The organism is Gelidimonas denitrificans, from assembly GCF_055694065.1.
In genome coordinates this window covers 1,499,382-1,523,935 of sequence record NZ_CM146350.1, presented here as the reverse complement: position 1 = coordinate 1,523,935, position 24,554 = coordinate 1,499,382, and the positions used below count along the sequence as shown (strand labels likewise).

The window sequence follows — 24,554 nt, the reverse complement described above, 5'->3', positions numbered from 1 at the left end:
ACAGTCTCCTTAAAAATTAAGTGCGCGCTTATCCACTGCCAGCGCCGCTTCTTTAGTCGCTTCCGACAGGGAAGGATGGGCATGGCAGATGCGGGCAATATCTTCCGCAGAGGCGCGGAATTCCATCGCCACCACTGCCTCGGCGATCAATTCGGAAGCCATCGGGCCGATGATATGCACGCCGAGGATTTCGTCGGACTTGGCATCGGCCAGGAACTTGACCATGCCCGCAGTATCGCCCAACGCACGAGCACGGCCGTTGGCCAGGAATGGGAAAGTACCCGCTTTATAAGCGATGCCTTCGGCCTTCAGTTGCTGCTCGGTCTTGCCAACCCAGGCGATCTCGGGAGACGTATAAATTACCCAGGGAATCGTATTGAAGTTGACATGACCATGTTGGCCGGCAATGCGTTCAGCGACAGCGACGCCCTCTTCTTCTGCCTTGTGCGCCAGCATCGGTCCGCGCACCACGTCGCCGACCGCCCATACATTGGGCAAGTTGGTCTTGCAGTCGGCATCCACCGCGACGAAGCCGCGCTCGTCAAGTTGCAAACCGACCGACTCGGCATTCAAGCCGTTGGTGTTCGGCAGACGGCCGATCGAGATAATCAACTTGTCGAAAACGGCCTGTTGCGCATTGCCCTTGTCGTCCGTGTAAGCAACAGATACGTCCTTCTTGCCAACTGTGATGGCACCGATTTTCACGCCCAGATGAACCGTCAAGCCTTGCTTGGCAAACAATTTGTGCGCTTCTTTGGCGATCTGTTGATCCACCGCACCCAGGAAGGTTGGCAGAGCTTCCAGCACAGTCACTTCAGCACCCAGACGACGCCAGACGCTGCCCATTTCCAAACCAATTACGCCAGCACCGATGACACCAAGTTTTTTCGGCGTTGCCTCGATTGCCAGAGCGCCGGTATTGGAAAGAATCCGTTTTTCATCAAAAGCCGCTCCTGGCAATGCGCGTGCATTCGATCCGGTGGCAATAATGACATGCTTGGCGGTCAATGTTTCTTCATTGGCACCCGCAACTTTGAGCGTGATGCTGCTGGCATCATTTTTAACAAAAGAGCCATGACCGTGGAAAAACGTAACCTTGTTCTTTTTGAGCAAGTAAAGAATGCCATCGTTATTTTGTTTGACAATGCCATCCTTGCGCGCCAGCATTTGGCCGACATTGAAACTCAAACCTTTGACTTCAATACCGTGTTCGGCAAATGCATGCCCTGCATGTTCATAATGTTCGGACGATTGCAATAGCGCTTTCGACGGGATGCAACCGACATTGGTGCAAGTTCCACCGGGTGCGGGACCACCTTTGGCATTTTTCCAATCATCAATGCATGCCACCGTAAAACCCAGTTGCGCAGCGCGGATCGCTGCAATATAGCCGCCGGGGCCGCCGCCAATAACAACAACATCAAAATTTTTCGACATAATCAAATCCATTTAATGCAAAAAAACACAAGCGCACAAAGGAGTTCTTTGCAGGCATTGTGTCTTTTCGCCAAGTACGATTAGATATCCAGCAACAAACGTGCAGGATCTTCCAGTGCATCTTTCATCGCTACCAAGCCCAATACAGCCTCGCGGCCATCAATGAGGCGGTGATCGTAAGACATCGCAAGATAGTTCATCGGGCGAATCACGATCTGGCCGTTTTCCACTACTGCGCGATCCTTGGTAGCATGCACGCCAAGAATAGCCGCTTGCGGCGGATTGATGATTGGGGTCGACAGCATCGAACCGAAAGTGCCGCCGTTCGAAATAGTGAAAGTACCGCCAGTCAGGTCATCCAGTGTCAATTTGCCTTCTTTGGCTTTCTGGCCGAATTCGACAATTTTTTTCTCAATATCTGCAATCGACATTTGATCGACATTGCGCAGAATCGGCACTACCAGACCACGCGGCGAACCCACTGCAATACCGATGTCGAAATAGCCGTGGTAGACGACATCGTTGCCGTCAATGGAGGCATTGATGATTGGATACTTTTTTAGCGCAGCTACAGCAGCCTTGACGAAGAACGACATGAAACCGAGCTTGACGCCGTGTTCTTTTTCGAATTTATCCTTGTATTTGGTGCGCAAATCCATCACCGGCTGCATATTGACTTCATTGAACGTGGTCAGAATCGCATTGGTCTGCTGGGATTGCAGCAAACGTTCAGCGATACGGGCCCGCAGGCGGCTCATTGGAACCCGCTCTTCAGCACGATCGCCCAAGTTCAGCGCAACCGGTGAGATTACCTTCTGTAAAGCAGGTTTGGCAGTAGCTACTGCCAGCGGTGCAACATTCGCAACTGCAGCAGGTTTCGCTTCCAGAGCGTTGATGACATCACCTTTGATAACGCGGCCATCCTTACCACTGCCGGCGACTTGGGCAGTAGTCATATTGTTATCGGCCAGCATTTTTGCGGCGGCCGGCATGGCAATACCTGCCGCTGGAGCGGACACGGGTGCCGCTGCCTGCGCCACAGTTTCTGCTGAAACGACTACCGGAGCAGCTGACACTTCCACTGGACTCATTTTAGCCACTGCTTCAGTATCGATGATTGCGATGATTTCGCCAGCAACAACCGTGGTGCCATCGCCTTTGATAATTTGCGTGATCACGCCGGCTGCTGGCGCTGGCAATTCCAAGACTACTTTATCAGTTTCCACATCAATCAAATTTTCATCACGGCCAACTGTTTCGCCCTCTTTTTTGTGCCATTGCAGCAAGGTCGCTTCTGCGACGGATTCGGACAGTTGCGGAACTTTAACTTCAATAATTGCCATGTAATTCTCCGTTTTTAGTTGTTCAAGTGGCGCGGGCAATTCTGCCCGCCACCATCTCATTATTTTGTTAGCACAAAACCTTTAAGTTTTGAAAAAGCGGTATCCAGCAGTGCTTTTTGCTGGGCATAGTGCTTGTCATAATAGCCAACTGCAGGCGCTGCGCTCGCAGGGCGGCCAGCGTAGGCAAGCTTCTGCCCATCTCCCAGGTTTTCAAAAATATTGTGCTCGATCTGGAACCATGCCCCCTGATTTTGCGGTTCATCCTGCGCCCATACCAACTCATTGAAGTTCGGGAATTTTTTCAATTCATTCGCAAATGCCTTGTGTGGGAAAGGATAAAGTTGTTCCACACGGATGATAGCTACATCCATCTGTCCGCGTTCCTTGCGGGAATTAATCAGGTCGTAATACACCTTGCCGGAGCAGGCAATAATGCGTTTGACCTTTTTCGCATCAATAGAATTATCCATTTCGCCAATCACCGTTTGGAATTGGCCTTTGGCCAAATCAGATAATGGCGAACCCGCATCCTTGTTACGCAGCAAGGATTTCGGCGTCATGATGATCAAAGGCTTGCGGAACAGACGGATCATCTGACGGCGCAACAGATGGAAAATCTGCGCCGAAGTGGTAGGTTGCACCACTTGCATATTGTTATCTGCGCACAATTGCAGGTAACGTTCAATGCGTGCTGACGAGTGCTCCGCGCCTTGCCCTTCATAACCATGCGGCAACATCATGACCAAACCACAGGCACGGCCCCATTTCTCTTCGCCGGAACTGATGAATTGATCGATCACCACTTGTGCGCCATTGGCAAAGTCGCCAAACTGCGCTTCCCAGATGGTGAGCGTATTTGGCTCGGAAGTTGAGTAACCGTATTCAAATGCAAGAACGGCTTCTTCAGAAAGAACTGAATCAATCACTGTAAATGGCGCCTGATTTTCCGTCACATTTTCCAATGGTATGTAGCTGCCGACATCCCAGCGTTCGCGTTTCTGGTCATGCAATACTGCGTGACGATGAACGAAGGTGCCGCGTCCGACATCCTGTCCGGTCAAGCGAATCGCATACCCGGATGACACCAGGGATGCGTAAGCGAGGTGCTCGCCCATGCCCCAGTCCAGATTGAGTTCGCCCCGGCCCATCGCTGCACGATCGTTCAGTACTTTCTCAACCAGGGAGTGCGCCTTGAATCCTTCCGGAATAACCGTGATTCGCTCGGAAAGGCGTTTCAGTTCGGCGAGCGGCACGGCAGTATCGGCTGCATCGGTCCATTTGCGGTTAAGAAAAGGCATCCAGTCAACCGCGTACTTGCTCTTGAAGTTGGTGAGAACGGGATCGACCGTAAGGTGGCCGGTATCCATTGCATCGCGAAATGCCATCACCATTGCATCACCGCCGTCCGCGGGCAACAAGCCTTGCGCAATCAGTTTATCGGCATATAGTTTGCGCGTTCCGGGATGCTGAGCAATTTTCTTGTACATCAGGGGTTGCGTCAACGCAGGAGTATCTTGCTCGTTATGGCCCAATTTACGGTAGCAGAGGATATCGACGACCACATCTTTTTTGAACTCAAGACGATAATCAAGAGCAATCTGAGTTGCCAGCACCACCGCCTCTGGATCATCCCCGTTCACATGTAGCACCGGTGCTTCAATCATCTTGACGACATCGGAGCAGTACAGCGTGGAGCGTGAATCACGCGGGTCAGAAGTCGTGAAACCAATCTGATTATTGATCACAATATGCACTGTGCCACCGGTGCCGTAACCACGGGTTTGGGCCAGGTTGAGCGTTTCCATTACAACGCCTTGCCCAGCAAATGCCGCATCGCCATGCACTAAAATAGGTAGAACCTGTGCACCATTTTTATCGCCACGACGCTCCATGCGTGCCTTGACCGAACCCTCAACCACTGGATTGACAATCTCAAGGTGCGAAGGATTGAATGCCAGCGAGAGATGCACTGGACCGCCCGGGGTCGTGATGTCGGACGAAAAGCCATTGTGATACTTGACGTCGCCTGAAGGAAGGTCCTCCGCGTGTTTGCCTTCAAACTCGGCAAACAGGTCTCCCGGCATCTTACCGAGTGTATTAACCAATACGTTCAGGCGTCCGCGGTGCGCCATACCTATTACTATTTCCTGTACGCCACGCTCGCCGGCGCGCTGAATCGTTTCATCAATTGACGCAATGAAACTCTCGCCACCTTCCAGTGAAAAACGTTTTTGTCCGACATATTTGGTGTGCAGATAGCGCTCAAGACCCTCGGCAGCTGTCAGGCGATCCAGAATATGTTTTTTCTTTTCCGCAGTGAAATTCGGAGTGGAGCGGATCGACTCCAGTTTTTGCTGTATCCAGCGTTTCTCGGCAGGATCGCTGATATACATGAACTCGGCGCCGATAGAACGGCAATAAGTATCGCGCAGGGAATTGATCAGGTCGCGCAATGAAGCAGTTTCAACCCCAAAATAAGTATTACTAATATTGAATACGATATCCAAATCTGCATCCGAAAATCCGTAAAAATTCGGGTCAAGTTCTGGAATCCCCGGGCGTTCTTGTCGCTGTAGCGGGTCGAGATTGGCCCACCGCGAGCCCAGATAACGATATGCAGCTGTCAATTGCACGACTGCCACACGCTTGCGACCCATATCGGCATCAGTTGAGGCGCTTACCGTCCGAATTGGGCCCTGCTTCGCACGCTCGGCAAATGACGCAATAACAGAGGCATGGGCCACATCTGGCTTATTAGATCCGTCAACCGCCGGAACATGCTGCATTGCATCAAAATAAGCGCGCCAGTTGTCGGGCACCGAACTGGGGTTATCAAGATAAGCCTCGTATAATTCCTCCACATACGGGGCATTGCCTCCAAACAGATAGGAGTTGTCACTGAATTGTTGCATCATATATTGCTCACCTTTCTTCGCGTTTCGCGAGATTAGCGGGTTAATTTAACCTTCCGCGACACGGCCTGACCGATTAGCGGATTGCACATCAAGTTGTGGGGAAGGACGACGTTACGTGGTGTTGCACTTAACTTTTCAAGCATATCATTCATACTTGAACACAACAACAAAAAGCGAGCCTGATTGGCTCGCTTTTTCAGTTTAACCTCGGCTGCTCATCGGCGGCACATCACGCCGTGTTGCGCCGACAAATAATTGGCGTGGACGGCCAATCTTTTGCTCTGGATCAGAAATCATTTCTTTCCATTGAGCAACCCATCCAACGGTGCGGGCAAGTGCAAAAATCCCGGTAAACAAAGAAACCGGAATGCCTAATGCGCGCTGCACAATACCTGAGTAAAAATCGACGTTCGGGTAAAGTTTGCGGGAAACAAAATATTCATCTTCCAGTGCAATTTTTTCCAGTGCCATCGCCAGTTTGAACAAACGATCATTTTGCAATCCTAAGGCTTCCAGAACTTCGTAGCATGTTTCACGCATTAATTTTGCGCGCGGATCATAATTTTTATACACGCGGTGGCCGAAGCCCATCAATTTCACATCAGAATTTTTATCTTTGACTTTCTTAATGAACTCGCCAATGTTATCAACACTACCGATTTCTTCGAGCATGTTCAGTGCAGCTTCATTAGCACCGCCATGTGCAGGGCCCCACAGGCATGCGATACCGGCAGCAATACACGCGAATGGATTGGCGCCGGATGAGCCAGCCAGGCGCACTGTTGAAGTGGAAGCATTCTGTTCATGATCTGCATGCAGAATCAGAATACGATCCAACGCGCGCACCAGAACTTCATTGACTTTGTGATCCGCGCAGGGTGTAGCGAACATCATGTTCATGAAATTCGCGCTGTACGACAAGTCATTACGCGGATAGACGAATGGCTGTCCAATGTTATATTTGTACGTCATTGCCACTAGGGTTGGCAATTTTGCGATCAAACGAATTGCAGAGACTTCGCGGTGATGCGGATCATTGATGTCCAGCGAATCATGATAGAACGACGACAGGGCACCAACAGTTCCAACCAGTACTGACATTGGATGCGCATCCCGCCGAAAACCACGGAAGAAGAATTGCATCTGCTCGTGAACCATCGTATGGTTGGTTATGAGCGATACAAATTTATCTTTCTCTGTAGCGTTAGGTAACTCGCTATTCAGCAACAGATAGCATGTTTCAAGGAAATCACAATTCACAGCCAACTGCTCAATAGGGTAGCCGCGATAAAGCAATTCACCCTTGTCACCATCGATATAAGTGATGGAGGAATTGCATGCCGCCGTCGACATAAACCCTGGATCGTAAGTGAATTTCCCAGTCGAGGCATACAGTTTACGGATATCGATTACATCTGGCCCAATCGTTCCTCCGTAAATTGGCATTTCCAGCGAGGGTGTGCCATCAGAAAACGATAGTGTGGCTTTACTTTTTACAGTAGTAGTCATAGCTCTTCCTTCAATATGAGGGGTGAGTCGTTAGTCAAAAAACTGAAACGACGCGTCAATCAAGCGCTGCGTATTTTTTTCAAAAGTCCATGAACATTGGGTAAATCCAGATCATCAGATGGTTCATTGCGTCCCATTATCAGATCCATTAACGCACTATCCGAAAGTTCCAGCAATCGGGTAAACGCATCAACCTCATCATCTGTCAAAGTTATCTCTTGCGTATCAAGAAAACGCGTCAAAATCAAATCATTCTCTAATAAACCGCGCCGGGATCGCCACCGTAGGCGGGCACGCTTTGCTGGATCGGCCTGATGAGTGATGGACATAAAAATACCATTTAACTTGTTGCATGAAATCACAAGCGACTTCAATTGGATAACGCACGAAATGGATGGAAGTGGTTTTTTACCACTACCCGTTGTTATTGCATATCGGTACTACTTACACGCCACGTCGAACCAGCATTTCCTTGATCTTGCCGATAGCCTTGTTTGGATTGAGTCCTTTTGGACAGACATCCACACAATTCATAATCGAATGACAACGAAACAGTCGATATGGATCTTCCAGATTATCTAAACGATCGGCTGTAGCTTGATCACGAGTGTCTGCAATGAAACGATATGCCTGCAGCAACCCAGCAGGTCCAACAAACTTGTCGGGATTCCACCAGAACGAAGGACATGCAGTGGAACAACATGCGCACAAAATGCACTCGTAAAGGCCGTCCAGTTCTTCACGTTCATCCGGCGACTGCAAACGCTCTTTTTCAGGCGGTATGGAATCGTTAATTAAAAATGGCTTGATTGAATCGTATTGCTTGAAAAATTGCGTCATATCGACGATCAAATCGCGGATGACAGGCAAACCTGGCAAAGGACGCAAAACGATCGGCTCTTTCAATTCATTCAAATTGGTAGTGCAAGCCAGGCCGTTTTTTCCATTAATGTTCATCGCATCGGAGCCGCACACGCCTTCACGACAGGAACGGCGCAAAGCGAGTGAATCGTCTACGTCGGCTTTAATGCGAACTAATGCATCCAGCAGCATCCTGTCGGTATCTTGCAATTCAACCGTCAAGTCTTGCATGTAAGGTTTAGCATCCTTGTCGGGATCGTAGCGGTAAATCTGAAATTTGAGAGTGCGAGCCATATTCATTCTTACCTTATTAGAAAGTGCGAGCTTTAGGCACAAAGGATTCAACTGTCAGCGGCTTGGTGATTACCGGCTTGTATTCGAGTCGATTGCCTTCCGAGAACCAAAGCGTGTGTTTCAACCAATTCTCATCATCACGCTTCTCGTATTCGCGATGTGCGTGTGCACCACGCGATTCCTTGCGTGCGACCGCAGATGTAATGGTCGCTTTCGCCGTTTCGATTAGATTGTCGAGTTCCAGAGCTTCGACGCGTGCGGTGTTGAATACCTTGGACTTATCCTTGAACGACACATGCTTACGACGCTCATCTAGTTCCATTATTTTCTTGTAACCGTTTTGCAGCAACTCGTCGGTACGGAATACGCCACAGTATTGTTGCATTGTCGTCCGAATATCATTCGCGACATGCTGAACCCGCTCTGTACCGGTGCTGGTTTCAAGCTTGTCCAAACGCGACAGCGCCAAATCAGCGGCATCAGCCGGCAACGGCTTATGCTGCTTATCCTTCAAATTGCTTTGCACCAGATGATTGCCTGCGGCGCGACCGAATACAATTATATCGAGCAAAGAATTGGTACCAAGCCGGTTGGCGCCATGCACTGATACGCAGGCGCATTCACCAATCGCGTACATGCCATTGACAACGGCATTTGGATTACCATCTTTGGGTGCGACCACCTGGCCATGGATATTCACCGGAATTCCGCCCATTTGATAATGCGCGGTAGGCACTACTGGAATCGGCTCTTTGGTTGCGTCTACGTTGGCGAATTTACGACCAATTTCAAGTATGGAAGGCAGCCGTTTAATGATGGTATCGGCACCGATATGACGAAGATCCAAGTGAATATAATCTTTGTTTGGGCCACAGCCCCGGCCTTCTTTGATCTCCTGATCCATCGAACGCGAAACAAAATCACGTGGTGCCAGATCTTTGTACTGGGGCGCATAACGCTCCATGAAGCGCTCGCCCTCACTATTAATCAAAATACCGCCTTCTCCGCGCACGCCTTCGGTAATCAACACACCGGCACCGGCAACGCCAGTTGGATGGAATTGCCAGAATTCCAAATCTTCCAGAGGTAGGCCGGCACGTGCCGTCATTCCGAGGCCATCCCCCGTATTAATATAAGCATTGGTTGACGAGGCCCAAATGCGACCGGCGCCGCCAGTTGCAAAAACCGTGGTCTTGGCTTCCAGCAACATTACATCGCCAGTTTCCATTTCCAGTGCTACGACACCCAATACATCACCGTCAGCATCACGGATCAAGTCGATTGCCATCCATTCAACAAAGAAATGCGTCTTGGCGCGCACATTGCGCTGGTACAACGTATGCAACAGAGCATGGCCGGTACGATCCGCAGCTGCGCATGCGCGCTGTATCGCTTTTTCACCAAAATTAGCCGTATGACCACCGAACGGACGCTGATAGATCGTGCCATCCGGATTGCGGTCAAAAGGCATCCCGAAATGCTCAAGCTCATAAACAACTTTTGGCGCTTCACGGCACATGAACTCGATAGCATCCTGGTCACCCAGGTAATCACCACCTTTGACTGTGTCAAACATGTGCCAGTACCAACTGTCCTCAGCCATGTTGCCTAGCGACGCACCGATCCCGCCTTGTGCGGCAACCGTGTGCGAACGGGTAGGAAACACTTTGGATAATACTGCCACATTCAGACCAGCCTCAGCCATTTGTAGCGAAGCACGCATGCCAGAACCACCGGCGCCAACAATAATCGCATCAAAGCGACGAACAGGAATTGCAGATTTAATTGCTGCCACGATTACACTCTCCAGAGAATCTGTGCCGACCAACCGGCACAACCAATCAGCCACAGGAGTGTGGCAACTTGTAATGCAATCCGAACTGAAACCGATTTGATGTAATCCATCCAGATGTTACGAACACCAACCCATGCATGATAAAAAAGCGCGAGAAAGGTTACAAAAGTAGCGATCTTGAACCATTGATTTGCAAACAGGCCAGCCCAGGTTTCGTAACTAAAACTGCTAGCCGTCAAGAAACTCACTAGCAACAAGATGGTGTAAATCACCATGACAATTGCCGTTACGCGCTGCGCTAACCAGTCTTTCCAGCCGTAATGCGCACCAACAACCAAACGCTTCGGCCCAATATTATTTTTTGGCATTTAAAACACTCCAAATAGTTTCAATGCAACCAGCGCAGCCAGAAACAGGCTAACCGCCAAAACACTCAACGCGGACTTACGCGCCGAATCTTTGTCCAGACCCACATGGGTATCCATTATGAGGTGCCGGATACCGGCACAAAAATGATGCAAGTAAGACCAAGACAGGGCAAGTATGATCAACTTCACAAACCAACCTGAAGCAAACCCTTTAAAGTAATCAAAAGAAATTTCGGAAGTGAGGCTGCTTTCTAATAGGTATAAAATGAAAGGCAGCAGCAAAAAAATCAAAGCTCCACTGATACGGTGCAAAACAGACACTAGCGCTGCCAAAGGCATGCGGTAACGCGCGATGTCCGTCAAATGAATATTTCGGAACTCCGGACGCTCCTTTTTTACAACCCCATTTATGGCTTCTGACATTAAGGTGTCCTCTCTTGATTTGACTAAAATAATATTGCTATTTTCGCCTATTTTTCACAGTGCTCAAATAAAAATTGTGCACTGCGAGTAAAACAGCGACCCCATTTATCAGGCGCAATGCGCCCCAATCCTGGAACGCACCTACACCTGGCTTGGTGTTAAGCCAAGACTAACTCAAATCATTTTGATAATAATGCTGGCTGGTTGAATACAGAGCGCGTCGCACTTCAACTGGTTTATCACCATAAGTAAAGGAAACGCGCTCCACACTTAGCAAGGGCTCATTGGTGGCAATGTCAAGTAACTCGGCCACATCTTTAGATGCAGAAATAGCACGAATTTTTTCCGTTGCACGTATCATCCTGGTGCCAAATTCAGTTTCAAAGAGCCCATACATTGGCCCCTTATATTCAATTAAGCGCTCTGCTGTCAGACCTTTGAAAATTAAACCGGGCAGCCAGAGTTCTTCAATAATGGTTGGAATTTGATCGAAAGATTGGATGCGCTTGATAAACACGACCGAATCTCCTGACTTCATATCCAACAGACGTGCCACTTCGGCCGGCGCCCGCAATCTTTTGATCTCAATAATTTTATTATCCGCCGGACGCGGCTCCCCCACATCCGGCATCAACCTCAGAAAACGATACTGAGCCCGAGCTTCATGGTGCGACGAAACGAAGGTACCCTTTCCCTGACGACGCATTACCAGATTTTCAGCTGCCAGTTCATCAATCGCCTTGCGCACGGTGCCCTGACTCACCTTGAAACGGTTGGCAAGCTCCATTTCGCTCGGAATTAATTCCCCAGGCTTCCACTCACCGCTCTGCAGACTTTTAGTAATAAGAGATTTTATTTGCTGATAGAGGGGACTAAACGTCGGTGGGGTGCCAGGAAAAGTAGTTCCTGTCCCTACGTTAGGGATAGCATTGGGACTCAGATTGGATAAGACAGGATTCATAACCTGTGATTTCACCATAAATTACCTACTGCCGTCCAGCAAAATAAATATCTTATGTCTTATATAAGACATAAGATATTTATTGACACACAAGAACTGCACCCCTAAACTTCCCCTTGGATCGTTCTTGCATCCGATGCATGCCAGATTCACAATGTCGATTATCATACGCCTGAATATAAAAAGTCCACGCAGTCGTGTATCGTTATCAACAGACTCGAATGCTTTTCGGCGTTATTATTGTAATAATCGAACATGAATAACAGTTCCTTTCAAATAATTTATTCCTTTCTCTCACTGGAGATTCAACATGACTAAAGCCCCCATGCGTGTTGCCGTGACTGGCGCCGCCGGTCAAATCGGTTATTCCCTGCTATTTCGCATCGCCAATGGCGACATGCTGGGAAAAGATCAACCAATTATTTTGCAATTGCTCGAAATTCCTGACGAAAAAGCACAAAAAGCGCTTAAGGGCGTCATGATGGAAATCGACGACTGCGCATTTCCGTTGCTCACTGGCATGACTGCACATGCAGATCCAATGACAGCATTCAAGGATATTGATGTTGCATTGCTGGTAGGTGCACGTCCCCGCGGTCCAGGCATGGAGCGCAAGGACTTGCTGGAAGCCAATGCACAAATTTTCACGGTCCAAGGCAAGGCACTCGATGCGGTTGCATCCCGCAACGTAAAAGTACTGGTAGTCGGCAATCCAGCCAACACCAATGCCTACATCGCTATGAAATCCGCTCCTGGCTTGCCAGCGAAAAACTTCACTGCCATGTTGCGTTTGGATCACAACCGTGCATTGTCGCAAATCGCAGCCAAAACCGGCAAGCCAGTGACCGCGATTGAAAAGCTCTTTGTATGGGGCAACCATTCCCCGACTATGTATGCAGATTATCGCTACGCGACCATTGATGGCCAGTCAGTCAAGGACATGATCAACGACCAGGAATGGAACAAGAATGTATTCCTGCCAACTGTTGGCAAACGCGGCGCCGCTATTATCGAAGCGCGCGGATTGTCGTCGGCAGCGTCGGCAGCCAATGCGGCTATAGACCACGTGCATGACTGGGTTCTGGGTACTAATGGCAAATGGACCACAATGGGTATTCCTTCTGACGGCTCTTACGAAATTCCGGAAGGCACGATCTTCGGTTTTCCGGTCACGACCGAAAACGGCGAATACAAGATCGTCCAGGGTCTGGAAGTCGATGCATTCTCACGCGAACGCATCAACGTGACGCTCAATGAATTGCTCGAAGAACGTAATGGCGTAAAACACCTGGTAGGTTAAAACCTTCCATTGGATGAGCAAGTGATGCGGCTGTTCGCAGCCACATCACTTGCCCGACATTCATCATAAGATTTGGGTATACAGGGCATGCATCCCTCCGAAGCCTTATTTCAAGGCAAGCATCAACCGTCCTCATTGCCGGTTTGCGATCACTATGCCGGCTCCGAAAAGCTGATGCGCAAGTCGGTCGCACTACAGCAACAACTTGGCCCGGTTTTTGACATCACGTTCGATGCAGAAGACGGCGCAGCAACCGGCAACGAAGCATCCCACGCACGACTGATCGCATCGATCATCAATAGCGAAGATAACCGCTTCGACAGGATCGGCGCCCGTATTCACGGCCGCCACCACGCATTCTTCGAGCAAGACATCGCCCTCCTCTGCCAAGGTGCGGCCAAACGACTGGCCTATCTGGTCGTACCTAAAATTAATGACATAGCCGACGCCAAGCATGCCATCGAACGCATCAATCAACATGCCCGGCAAGCCGGTCGCGACGCGCTGCCGGTGCACATGTTGATCGAAACCCACGGTGCCTTGGCCGATGTCCATGCGATTGCGGCGCTGCCGCAGGTAGAGTGCCTGTCATTCGGCATCATGGATTTCGTTTCGGAGCATCACGGCGCTATTCCTGATAATGCAATGCGCTCACCTACCCAATTTACACATGGATTAGTGGTACGCGCCAAACTTGAGATTGCCGCTGCCTGCCATGCGCACGGCAAGGTGCCGTCGCACAATGTCACCACAGAAATCAAGGATATGGCGATTGTCGCCAATGATGCCTACCGAGCTACGACAGAATTCGGCTACACCAGGATGTGGAGCATCCATCCCAACCAGATCAAGCCTATTTTGCATGCAATGTCACCTCGAAATGACGAGATCAATCACGCCGCCCTCATCATTTCCGAGGCCAGGAACGCCCAATGGGGGCCGATACAGCATAATGGCGTTTTATATGACAGGGCGAGCTATAGATATTATTGGATGCTTTTGAAGCGCGCAAAATTAAGTGGCATGGCAATACCGGATTGGGCTAACACCCTGCTGCAGGGTGAATTCACCACCGCCCCGAAAACACTGTTGTGTAAATAACCGCCAACAAACGAGACACACCCCATGAAAATGACATATCCCAGAATCTTTTTAACGATCGCCTGTATAGCATTTGTTGCACCGCAGGCGCTGGCCGCCACGACTGCGCCTGCCAAATCAGGTAAAGCCAGCGCGAAACATGGCAAAGTAAAAAAACCCCTCGTAATCTCCAATGCCGCGATAGACGAAGACGATCTGGAACTGGATACCAAAAACGCGCTTTCAACTGAATACAATTGTGAACTCGGCAATAAATTAACGATGTACCAGAATGCGGATGATGACAAACATATTGCTCTGGCCTGGAAAAAACGCATACATCGTCTCCGGCGCATAGAAACAACTACCGGCGCGAACCGTTTTGAAAACCGCAAATATGGCTTGCTCTGGATTGGCATACCGGCAAAAAGCATGTTGCTGGACACCAAGAAAGGGCAGCAACTCGCCAATGAGTGCAAGAATGCGGCACAAATGACTGCAGAATTAAAAGTACAGTGAGCCTGGGTTCCTAAATTGACCATGCGTTTTCATTTTCCATATCAACGCAAAGAATCCAGTTCCACCCACAACCAACGCAGCTTTCGCGAACGTAATTGCATGAATGCAGCGCTAATCCACTACAATACGTGCCTCCCGTGTCACTACATCGAAATTTCACATGCGTCGTCCGTCAAAAAGCTCCCCTCCCAAACTATCTACAGACAGCCAGCGATTGATTGGCTTCAGCCATGCCATCGCGCAAGCTGCTAGCCGCCTGGAAGAACGCGCCTGGGAGCGCGGCTTGGACACATTGTCCCAAAAACTGTTGAAGAGTAACCATCAGGACACCATCGACGCCGCCCTCGACAATGTTTTCAAGGCCGACCTGGACGCCTACGACTCGCTAGTCGAAGCCATCGAGGCAACCAGCGAATCCTGCGTGATAGAACAAGACGGCGTCCAGTTTGATGCGCTGCTGATTGCTGCGCCAATTTTGGCGTGGACACGCTTTGTTATCCCGTCAGGGCCGATCGCGGAAGACATACGCCTGACTCTGTCGGCACAACTCGGCGCGCACCTATTGGCCGATGGCGCACATTTGGTCGTTGCACCAGCGCTATTTTCGATTGACCAACTGCCGCACACGCATGCCGAAACCTTCGCGCTCACGCGCCGCATGGCGCAAGCTGCGCTGAAAAACAGCGTGGTGCAATTTCCCGCCAAAGCGGCGGAAACAGTGCCTTTCCTGGCTGATACCCGCTACTTGCTGGCAATCGTTGTAGTACCAACAGGCACACCGCTGTTTCGCTGGCAAATGCCACAAAACCAGCCAAACGTCATTGCCGATCAGCAGCAGGTGCTGGCGCAATGGCAAGAGCAGGCCGCGCCTAGCATCGCCCGCTTGCTACCGGGTTGCGGCATCGAATTACTGTTGCCGGAAGCGTATTACATCGCTTGTCGCGAAGCTGACAAGCAAATCCGTCCGGCAGCGATTCGCGCCGCCCAGCATTATCTGACCCATACGCTCAATGTAGCAGCGCCGGAACTGCGCGCCATCATCGGCGGCTTCGGCGACGACGGCAGCGACGACCAGATCAGTGAGTACCGGATCGGCTTTGCCATCGGCACGCAACCGGAAATCGTCTACGGCATCGTCTGGCCGCTCTATGGCGAGGAAGACGACAGCGACCTGTTGATCCAGGAAGAACAAAAAAGACCGATCGAAATCATCACGGCCCTGCTGCAAGAAGAAGGCATCACCAACATCAAACGCCACAACACACGCTTCTCGATAGAATTTTGCGACGATTGCGGCGCGCCCCTCTTCGCCGATGACGAGGGCGAGTTGGTGCATCCGGAAATGCCGGAAGATACCCCGCAGGGGAGCGAACATTTTCACTAAACAATGCATTTCATGAATACTGGTAAAAGTATTTTTTAATACCGCAATTAAATAAAGCGGGAGTACCATGGCTTTAAGGCATACTCCCGTTTTTTTTATTAATCCAATATCAATATCACGCCACACTCATCGGCAACTGCATTCGCTTGATTGATTGCAGCATCGGTTGCAGCACCGCTGCACCCAGACGCGCGCTGCGGGCACCGTTCCAGCCCAACTCGGGGTCCGGCAGGTTGGCGTTATCCTTGAACGGCAACTCCAGCGTCAACGACAAGCACTTTAAATGATGGCCCACATATTTCGACGCCAGGGTCAGCATATCGGCCTGATATTTACCCGGGAGATAGCCGACCTTGTCCTGGAAGTCCGGGTTAGCCAGCCGGTATGCATCGATAAATACCTGCTGCTGTGCCAACTGCTCCGCAGTAAAACCCTCCAGCATTTCGCTACCGGCCACAAATACATACGGTAATCCTTCATCACCGTGTACATCCAGGAACAGATCGCACCCGATCGCATGGATCTTCTCACGCACCACAAAAACTTCCGGACTGCGTGCCAGCGATGGCGTCATCCATTCGCGATTCAAGTTTGCCCCCGCTGCATTGGTGCGCAAATTACCCAGAACAGCACCGTCTGGATTCATGTTCGGCACCACATACAGCACTGCATCCGCCAATAAGCGCCGCGCCAACGGATTGGCTGGATCCAGCAGCGCATCCAGCATGCCCTCGACAAACCATTCCGCCATGGCTTCACCCGGATGCTGGCGCGCGATTACCCAGATTTTTTTGGCAGCCGCAGGATTCCCCACCACCACCAGATCCATCTCGCGTCCCTGTACCGTGCGACCCAGCGACTCCAGTCGCACCAGCGGCGCAGACGCGATTTTCCCCAGCAAGGTCAAATGGCGCTCCCAGGAATACGGTTCAAAGTAAGCGTAATACACGACATCGGAAGTCGGCGTATGCGACACCGTCATCACCTCGCCATCAAACGCGGTAGGCACCCGGAACCAGTGTTTCCGATCAAAACTTGCCACCGCCTGATAATCCTTCCAGCCATCCGGATACGTCGCCTGCCCTGCATTCAAAAAACGCATCGTGCAAGGCACGCCGCGCGCACCCTGCAGGCGAAAATAAAACCATTGGGTAAAATCGGCGCTGGAATCCTTGCGCAAGTTCAAAACGATATCTTGAGGGTCATCAGCGCGCACCACCTCAATCGCACCGGCATCAAACTGTTGACTGATTGTTATCGACATAAGTAATTTTTTGCCCAAACAGACTTACGCAAGCAGGCCGCCTGCAGCGTCGGGACAACCTTATTGGGAAATGAAGAAGCTCCCATTGTGCGTCCAGAAATCCATTTCGCATAGCCAATCACATCAAACTTCACGCATCTCGATCAGCTGAATTCCGACGCGTTCAGTTATAATCGCAAGCTCGTCGGGGCGTAGCGCAGCCTGGTAGCGTACTTGCATGGGGTGCAAGGGGTCGAGTGTTCGAATCACTCCGTCCCGACCAATAGAATCAAAGATTTAGCTTAAGCCGGAGAAATCCGGCTTTTTCTTTTTCTAGCTTTGGTAAGAAATTAGGCGAGAAAAATATTGCGGCTGAAATTTACCCTTACCCGCCCGACTTGCACATCAGCGCCAGTTCTTCATTCTGAATCTCAGGATAATCACACACGACACGTCACAGACCGCGCCGCCGTGCGTAATGCTCGCTGGCGGATAGCGCATCCTGATCCAAGGACTCTACGCTGGCTGTGGAGGTTAAAAACAGTCCTGATGCCGGGCCGCACCGATGGTGTTGTATAAACAAAGCCCACTGCTGTGGCCATGTACACGATGCATGATCACACCACCAGAATGGTTGGGATATACGAACACGAAATCTGTCCTGCGATCATCTCTTCCTGTGTAATCCCCTTCTTGGCGCTTTTCATCGCGGACACTATGTGGCGCCACGCCTCGGGATAGCCCGCCGTTTCTTTCAACAGGTGGCGCTGCTTATCGAACAGATCAGCCCTCTTCATCTGCCCAAATTCGACCGGAAAGATGGCGCCGGCGACGCACGGGGTGCTGGCGGCGATATTGAGTCCCTGCGGATCAAAATCCGTGAACGCGACCACCGACAGCGACGTTTTTGCCGCCAGCCGCCTAGCTCCGCCGGCCGGGTTGGCCGCATCACCCCGGAACGCCAGAATCGGATTTTTATAGGGAAACGAAGATAGCAGCAGGCGTTCAAATCCCGTGAATGCCTCGAAATTTTCGATGACGATCAAACAGTCGTGATCGAGACTCAGGATGTCGCTGTCGTGCAGATCGATGGCGGAGTTGCCGATAGATGGAAAGCACTGGCCGTTGATACGGGTCGTACCGTGCAGCCCGCGCAGAAGGATTCTGCCCTCGCGTGGTCCTCGCCCGGCGAACTTCTCGGCCGGCGTAATCGCGGCAGCCTCGATTCTCGACATGCCGGAAAAGTCGAAGTCGACCTGGTCGGGATCGGCGATATGGTGGTACGCCACCAGATAGGCGCGGATGCGGCGGCGCGCGTCTGCATCGAGCAGCCAGTTCTGTCCGCCGATCTTGCCGAAGCCGCATTCCCGGACAAAATAGCGCGCGGCTTGCGTAACCCGTGTCTTATCGGCCCCCGACTGGTAGACGCGCACCAATACTGCCAGATCCCCGCGCCGCGTGTCAGCCATCGACGGACTCCGGCGCTTTCAGCTTCAGCAGAAAATCGGTCAGCAGATATTCGTCACCAACTTCCGCTTTCTGCGGCTCGCCAAATAATGTCTGCGGAATATCGAGGTTGCCATTCGCATGGCTATTGGACAGCATCTGGAGCCAGATGACGGCGTCGAACGCGAATACATCCCGGTTGCTGGCAAGCCAATCCAGCGCGCTTAATCCACCTGCTCTCTCGGCTTGGTCGGAGAAACGATACAACGACGTCAGATAGGTCGACATCGGAATGTCCTTTATCTCCGGCTCGCCTTGGTCGACGATATCGTTCGACCGTTTTTCTTTTTGCGGCGCCAGTGCCGGCACCTCGTCCTTGATGGCGCTGATCATCGCCTGCAGCGACGCGCCGTAGGCCTCTGAGCAAGGGTCGGGATAGGCGACCAGTTTAATTCCGGGAAATACCGTCGCCCATGCCGGCGGCTTTGGCATCGCGTCCCATGCAGGTACCGCCAGATCGGGGTGCTTGACCAAGTAATTGTCCAGGTTGATCAGGCGAAGCGCCTTTGGATCGATGCTTTCCAGCTCGAACAGAGTCGCTGACAGGCGGGTCTGCACCTGGTACAGGCGGCTTTGGATTTCGTCGTGCCGGTTATACAGTTCCTTGCGCAACACGCGCGTCAGTTCTTCGGCCTGACCGGCTATTTCCAACAGGTTGAGTTCACGCACATTACTGACGTTTTCAACCAGTTCCCGCGCGCGCTTGAGGCGATTGCGGTTATACAGAATTTTTTCGTCCAGGCTGCCGCCGGTGAATCCCTGTTGCACCTCGATGAAGAACCGGAAGCGCTCGATGTCCTCGGTCATGCCGGAGGAAAAATCATCGCACAGCTCGAACACGGCACCGATTTTTTCAGCGAGCTCGACCGACTCCGCGCGCGTCAGCGCCTCAAGGTAGCCGATCACGGCGACTTCAAGATTGGACAGGATGTCCTGGTAATGCGTTGAGTTGCCGTAAATGCTGCGGCGGTTGATCGCCCAGTCGAAGAATTTCTTCAGCCTGGAATCGAGCCGGTATGAGCCGTCGTGGGCCACCCGGATCGCCTTGGCGGCGACCAGTTTGGCGATGTGGTGGCTGGGACCCTCGGCGTCGAAATGCACGCCCTGCGGATTGGCATAAATCTGGTCGATCTCGTGTCGGCACAGCTGAAGTGCATTGATGAGCGCAGGTATCTGGTCGTTCATGGCATGCCTTAAAAGTTAAGCTGGACTGTTTCTGGCAGGTTTTCCAGCATGGGCTGTTCGATGCATTCATCGAACGACTCGATCATGTCGTTGGCCCAATCCGTCTTGCCTGTGAACCGGTATTCGCCACGACTGGCATCGGTCGACTTGATCAGATCCTGTTTTTCGGCCCACTTGAGCATGGCAGCTGTCATGGATTGAACCGAATCGTTGCTGATGCTTAATCGACTGCACAGCAGCTTGAGGGCATCGTTCAGGTTGGTGTTGGAGTGAATCGATTCCGACAGTGTGGAGGCGCGAAATAGCACACCACCCTGCGGCGCCATGCCGCCGATGGCGCCCAGACTCAAGCGAAAAAAGCTGACCAGATGCCGCAGTTTCTTTTTGTGCTCCGTCACGGTCTCCTCGACGCGCTTGCGCACCTCGTCGTTCATGTCCTTATACGCCGGAAACCAGGTGCGGCCATTGGAGGTTCGAACGATATGCACGCCCAGTCCGGCCAGCAAAGTATTGATTTTTTCGATGTTAACCGGGTCATCCTCCAGGAATTCGAACAAAGGGGTTTCGGTGTCAGCGTTGACGAACTTCCCCTCGATGAACAGGAACATCAATTTCTGGATGGTGTTAGCCGACATGCTGGTTTCTCCTTTTCGCCGGGCTGCAGCGCTGTATTTCAAAGTCTGGCAGAATTTCATAGTGGTTCTGGAATAGCCCCATCACGCTTTCCTCGCCGACAGGGCTGGCCGAGATTAGCCTAATCTTGTGGTGCGCGAGCATCTTCAACAGCGCCCGCGAATTGCCTGGGTCAATGGTGCCGATCTCGTCGAGTGCCCAGGTCAGCCAGACATCCGCGTCTTTTCTGACCCGGTTGACAAAGGCAACGAAGATCAGACACATGATCATGTAGCTCAAGCCATTGCTTGAAACATTCTTCAGTTCGGCCTCGTTGCTGACACGTTTTTCGGCGCCGTCGTCAACCATGATTTCCATGTCGATTAAGGACTCGGGCGACTCTTCAAGCTTGCCACCGGAGATCTTGTTGGTCAACGCGGATAGATTGCTGATCAGGCTGGCAGGCGGCATCCCTTCGCAGTCGATCTCTTTCCATCTGCCGAAGTCGGACACCACGTTGTTCAGTTCGGCCCAGTACGCCACCCGCTCGACGCGGCCGGACAGGCTGATTGATACCTTGCGGATCGCGTCGAACACCATGTCGGAGTTCAGGCTGTTCTGCAACTGGCGTGAAAGACGCCCGATCTTTTCCTGGAAATCCTTCAGCTTGTCCAGATAGGTCTGAAACAGCCCGCATGCCGACTGGCATTCTCCATTGATCATGTCGCGCGATTGCTCGGAGCCGCCGGCATACCAGCTTTTGAGCACGTTGATGGTTGCTTCGACCGTGCTGCTGCCGGTCGAATCGGAATACACGGACGGCAGACTCATGCCGAATTTGGCAACATGCGTCTGCTCTCCCGGACGGTTGAACAACGCATGAATCGGCGCGATCTTTTGGTTGCGAACCACTAGCGCCCTCCTCATCTCAGTCGATGCACTGGCATGCTCGTTTGCCAGTGCCTCCAGTGTCATGCCACCGATATCCACAGGCTGAACCAGTGTGGTGCCCGCTACTTCGGTCGCCTTATTGCTACGGAACTCGTCCAGACGGCGCAACGCCTCCTTCGCACTGACCAGCCTCGCTTCCCGCTGCTCCTTGCGCTGTGTCAGGGTGACGACGATGCTATTAAAGGCCGCCATCGTCTTTTGATGAACAGCCTCTTCAGTGGATAGCAATTCCTTATCCGCAGTCATCGACTCCATCCCGTTTTGCCTTTCAAGCGGGCGCGTTTCAAGCCAGCGCGTGTATTTATCCACTTGCTCCTGCGACAGAAGCGCCTTCGCGTACAGTGTCTCGTCCTTCGCTATTCCGCCTTGCAACATGTGCAGCGCGTCCATGTCCACGCCGCCCTTTTTCAGTTCGGCCGCGCGTGCCGCATTGATACCAATGAGCGTTTCTTTCTTGTTATGCTCTTCATCCGCCAGCATTCGCTCTACGCGCGTCATTTCGCGCGCGGCCCAAGCTTGCAGCTCGCCCGACTTCGCATCAAAGGTCGCGTTCAGCGAGCGACGGCGAATGTTGTTTTCGGCGGGACGCGTGCGGATCGCTTCGGATGCCGCTTGCAAATGAGTGGCTGCGCTGCTTACCTGCAGCTCGATTTCTTTGCTGCGCATCAATTTTTCTTCTTGTGCCGCCCGTTGGGTTGCGGCAATCGGTGCATCCATCTCGGCCAGAGTGCGTTTTTTCGCGCCCAGCTGGCTTTCGTTCAGATTGCGCCTCTTTTGCACCGCCCCCAATTGATCGGTCACTTTGGAAAGCTCTATTTCGAGCTGCTGCACCCGCAGCTTGTCGTCCCCGATCGCGACGCGCACGGTGCCGATTTCTTCGGCTAAGACATGCTCACGCGCGGCCAGGGAGGAATCGATCTTTGCCAGGTCGATATCGATGCCATACAAGCTGTCGCCGACACCATCAACGGCGCTCACCGGGGCCAGATCGGTATTGAGCAGGACGTCGTCGCGCACAACCTTGCCGATATTGTCGAGCCAGCCAGGCACATTCGCGCGCAAGTAGTGCAGCAGCGTGCCAGGAGCCGGCGAATTTAGTTTCAGCAAATGTTCATAGCGCTGCTCTTTTGTTTGCAGGTGTTTTTTTGCCGCCGTGAGTTGTAGATCGACTTGCAGGTGCTGGGATCTGCTGACCGCGTGCTGATCCACCAGCGCCTGCAGCGACGTCTGCATCGCATTGATCTCGGCTTGCAATCCTGTTTTTTTATCCGTGAGGACGCTTATCCTTTGCTCAAATTCTGGCGAAATTCCAATGCTTGCCCGCTGTTCTCTCAGCACGGTCCACTTTTCATTGGCTTCCTGAAGATTCAGGTTGAGCAATCCTGTTGCCTGATCGATAGCCTCATTAAGCTGATTCTGGGCTGTGGCCAGATCGGATTGAATTTTCGCCTGCCGCAACGTGGCATCGTTGGTAATCAGGCGTTGTTCGGCGCGTAATGGCACGGCGCGCGCTTCCGACTGCTCATGCACCTTGGTAATTTCGCTGTCGTATTTCTGATTGATGTTGCCTGAAGCCTCCTTGAGCGCATTCAGTGTTTTTGTTACAGTAAAAATACGTCCTTTGATCAGCTGAATCGACGCCACCAATTCGCGCAGGGCGTCGATATCCTGGCGTTCGAATTCCGATTGCTCCCGATGGATCTGCAGAATCAGTGCATCGGCGCGCCCGATCTGCCCTTTCAGTTCGGCGATGCGCTTGCTTGTCGCCGCTGCGTCCAGACTATATTGCTCGCTTGTATTATTGATGGTCGCATGCAGCTGATCGATCTCTGCTTGTGCAGATTCAATTTCGATTCCCTGATGCCGGCTCAGCAGATTGGCCTTGATGGCAACATTGGTGATGCTGGTGCGGGCATGGCCGATCGCGATATGGGCCGTGCTGCCATCTAAAAATGCCTGGCTCTGCTTCATCACATCCTGATAGGCGCGGAAATTGGCGAAGAACGGCTTTAGTTCCTTGTCAGTGATCGATGTCCTGATGGCCGTTTCGTCCGAGTCGTTCATGACCGAATACGCCATGCGCTTCAGAGCCATAAATGTGATGTCCTTGAAGAACATGGCGCTGGCGATCTTTTCAATCCCGTTCAGATTTCCTTTTTCAACCAGCCCAAAACGCCGGATATAACTGCGCATGTCGCCGCTGGTGCGCACCCGGTCGTTACGGGCCTGAATGATGGATTGATACTCCATCACGCCGATGGAACTGGTCGGATTGCGACGCAAAGTCTTTAGACGCCCGTTCAGATGGCCGCTTTCGACGAAGCGCCCATTCTCCTTGAACAATTCGCCGGCATAAGGCCCATCGCATAAAACATAAGAAGGGCTATTGTTGCTTGGGCTGTAATACATGATGGCGAGCTTGACGCCGTCATGATTGCGGTATTCGAAGATCAGATAGGATGAATTGGAGTCAAAAATATATTCCCGGATTGGGCGCAGCACTTCGCCGGACGGCTTGACCATCTTGGAAGGCTGCTCGCCATAGAACAAGGGGATCAAGCGTAGCAACGTTGTCTTGCCGCGTCCGTTGCGTCCGGAAATATGGGTGTGGTTGTCGATGTGCTGAATGCGCGCTTTATGCTTGACGTAGGAATTGATGACAATGACTTTGTTGAGTCCGCAGATGCTCGATATCACGTCATCAGGTGCTCCCAGATCGTCGGTAATCACATCTGTTTCGAAGAGTGTCAAGGGTGTGAAGGGTGCGAAGAGCGCGCCGACTGGCGCCGCAGCCGACACCTCGAACACGTCTCGGACTCCATCCGATTCAACTGTACGGTTTGTCAAATTCATAAAAATTTCCATTTA

At 51.8% G+C, this 24,554-nt stretch carries 19 protein-coding genes and 1 tRNA gene; 5 read left to right on the top strand and 15 right to left on the bottom strand.

Annotation, left to right across the window (positions count from 1 at the left end):
- Positions 1 to 9 precede the first annotated feature (9 nt).
- The 10 genes from lpdA to FKCLFG_RS07010 all read right to left on the bottom strand — a co-directional run bounded on the left by lpdA (position 10) and on the right by FKCLFG_RS07010 (position 11,906).
- A complete protein-coding gene (gene lpdA / locus FKCLFG_RS07055) occupies positions 10 to 1,437 on the bottom strand; it encodes a dihydrolipoyl dehydrogenase (protein ID WP_472615505.1) in 1,428 nt (475 codons plus the stop codon).
- Positions 1,438 to 1,517: 80 nt separating this feature from the next.
- Positions 1,518 to 2,780: a 2-oxoglutarate dehydrogenase complex dihydrolipoyllysine-residue succinyltransferase gene (gene odhB, locus FKCLFG_RS07050; RefSeq protein ID WP_472615504.1), complete on the bottom strand. Its 1,263-nt coding sequence runs from the start codon at positions 2,778 to 2,780 to the stop codon at positions 1,518 to 1,520.
- Positions 2,781 to 2,839: 59 nt separating this feature from the next.
- A complete protein-coding gene (locus FKCLFG_RS07045; protein WP_472615503.1) occupies positions 2,840 to 5,695 on the bottom strand; it encodes a 2-oxoglutarate dehydrogenase E1 component in 2,856 nt (951 codons plus the stop codon).
- 201 nt (positions 5,696 to 5,896) lie between these two features.
- Positions 5,897 to 7,204, bottom strand: coding sequence for a citrate synthase (gltA, locus tag FKCLFG_RS07040; RefSeq protein WP_472615502.1), 1,308 nt, complete (start codon positions 7,202 to 7,204; stop codon positions 5,897 to 5,899).
- 59 nt (positions 7,205 to 7,263) lie between these two features.
- Entirely contained in the window at positions 7,264 to 7,533 is a 270-nt protein-coding gene (locus FKCLFG_RS07035; RefSeq protein WP_472615501.1) for an FAD assembly factor SdhE, read from the bottom strand.
- A 115-nt stretch (positions 7,534 to 7,648) separates the two neighbouring features.
- A complete protein-coding gene (locus tag FKCLFG_RS07030) occupies positions 7,649 to 8,359 on the bottom strand; it encodes a succinate dehydrogenase iron-sulfur subunit (RefSeq protein WP_472615500.1) in 711 nt (236 codons plus the stop codon).
- A gap of 16 nt (positions 8,360 to 8,375) precedes the next feature.
- Complete coding sequence (sdhA, locus tag FKCLFG_RS07025) at positions 8,376 to 10,154, bottom strand: succinate dehydrogenase flavoprotein subunit (protein ID WP_472615499.1); 1,779 nt, start codon at positions 10,152 to 10,154, stop codon at positions 8,376 to 8,378.
- Between the two features lie 2 nt (positions 10,155 to 10,156).
- Positions 10,157 to 10,522 carry a succinate dehydrogenase, hydrophobic membrane anchor protein gene (gene sdhD, locus FKCLFG_RS07020; RefSeq protein WP_472615498.1) on the bottom strand — a complete coding sequence of 122 codons (366 nt, stop codon included), beginning with the start codon at positions 10,520 to 10,522 and terminating at the stop codon, positions 10,157 to 10,159.
- Positions 10,523 to 10,945, bottom strand: a complete 423-nt coding sequence (gene sdhC, locus FKCLFG_RS07015; RefSeq protein ID WP_472615497.1) for a succinate dehydrogenase, cytochrome b556 subunit — start codon at positions 10,943 to 10,945, stop codon at positions 10,523 to 10,525.
- Between the two features lie 169 nt (positions 10,946 to 11,114).
- Positions 11,115 to 11,906, bottom strand: a complete 792-nt coding sequence (locus tag FKCLFG_RS07010) for a GntR family transcriptional regulator (RefSeq protein WP_472615496.1) — start codon at positions 11,904 to 11,906, stop codon at positions 11,115 to 11,117.
- 310 nt (positions 11,907 to 12,216) lie between these two features.
- Between FKCLFG_RS07010 and FKCLFG_RS07005 the strand changes: the two genes are divergently transcribed.
- From FKCLFG_RS07005 to FKCLFG_RS06990, 4 genes are all read left to right on the top strand, one after another.
- Positions 12,217 to 13,206 (top strand): malate dehydrogenase, encoded by a 990-nt coding sequence (locus tag FKCLFG_RS07005; protein WP_472615495.1) that lies wholly within the window; start codon positions 12,217 to 12,219, stop codon positions 13,204 to 13,206.
- Between the two features lie 87 nt (positions 13,207 to 13,293).
- On the top strand, positions 13,294 to 14,307 hold the full coding sequence (locus FKCLFG_RS07000) for an HpcH/HpaI aldolase/citrate lyase family protein (protein WP_472615494.1): 1,014 nt from the start codon (positions 13,294 to 13,296) through the stop codon (positions 14,305 to 14,307).
- A 24-nt stretch (positions 14,308 to 14,331) separates the two neighbouring features.
- The gene (locus FKCLFG_RS06995; RefSeq protein WP_472615493.1) at positions 14,332 to 14,805 is read left to right on the top strand and encodes a hypothetical protein; all 474 of its coding nucleotides are present in this window, start codon (positions 14,332 to 14,334) and stop codon (positions 14,803 to 14,805) included.
- A gap of 160 nt (positions 14,806 to 14,965) precedes the next feature.
- Positions 14,966 to 16,189 (top strand): DUF2863 family protein, encoded by a 1,224-nt coding sequence (locus FKCLFG_RS06990; RefSeq protein WP_472615492.1) that lies wholly within the window; start codon positions 14,966 to 14,968, stop codon positions 16,187 to 16,189.
- A gap of 115 nt (positions 16,190 to 16,304) precedes the next feature.
- Here FKCLFG_RS06990 and FKCLFG_RS06985 read toward each other — a convergent pair whose 3' ends face one another.
- Positions 16,305 to 17,453, bottom strand: a complete 1,149-nt coding sequence (locus FKCLFG_RS06985) for a M14 family metallopeptidase (protein ID WP_472615491.1) — start codon at positions 17,451 to 17,453, stop codon at positions 16,305 to 16,307.
- A gap of 185 nt (positions 17,454 to 17,638) precedes the next feature.
- On the opposite strand from FKCLFG_RS06985, the gene FKCLFG_RS06980 reads away from it, so the two are divergent.
- Positions 17,639 to 17,715: transfer RNA gene (locus FKCLFG_RS06980), tRNA-Pro, on the top strand.
- A gap of 334 nt (positions 17,716 to 18,049) precedes the next feature.
- On the opposite strand, the gene FKCLFG_RS06975 is transcribed toward FKCLFG_RS06980, so the two are convergent.
- From FKCLFG_RS06975 to FKCLFG_RS06960, 4 genes are read right to left on the bottom strand one after another with little or no spacing between them, the layout of a single operon-like run.
- The gene (locus FKCLFG_RS06975) at positions 18,050 to 18,901 is read right to left on the bottom strand and encodes a DUF7281 domain-containing protein (protein ID WP_472615490.1); all 852 of its coding nucleotides are present in this window, start codon (positions 18,899 to 18,901) and stop codon (positions 18,050 to 18,052) included.
- Positions 18,894 to 20,123 carry a hypothetical protein gene (locus FKCLFG_RS06970; RefSeq protein ID WP_472615489.1) on the bottom strand — a complete coding sequence of 410 codons (1,230 nt, stop codon included), beginning with the start codon at positions 20,121 to 20,123 and terminating at the stop codon, positions 18,894 to 18,896. The genes FKCLFG_RS06975 and FKCLFG_RS06970 overlap by 8 nt, the downstream gene beginning before the upstream one ends.
- An 8-nt stretch (positions 20,124 to 20,131) precedes the next feature.
- Complete coding sequence (locus FKCLFG_RS06965; RefSeq protein ID WP_472615488.1) at positions 20,132 to 20,758, bottom strand: condensin complex protein MksE; 627 nt, start codon at positions 20,756 to 20,758, stop codon at positions 20,132 to 20,134.
- Positions 20,748 to 24,539, bottom strand: a complete 3,792-nt coding sequence (locus tag FKCLFG_RS06960) for an ATP-binding protein (RefSeq protein ID WP_472615487.1) — start codon at positions 24,537 to 24,539, stop codon at positions 20,748 to 20,750. Before FKCLFG_RS06960 ends, FKCLFG_RS06965 begins: the two co-directional genes overlap by 11 nt.
- Positions 24,540 to 24,554: the final 15 nt, after the last annotated feature.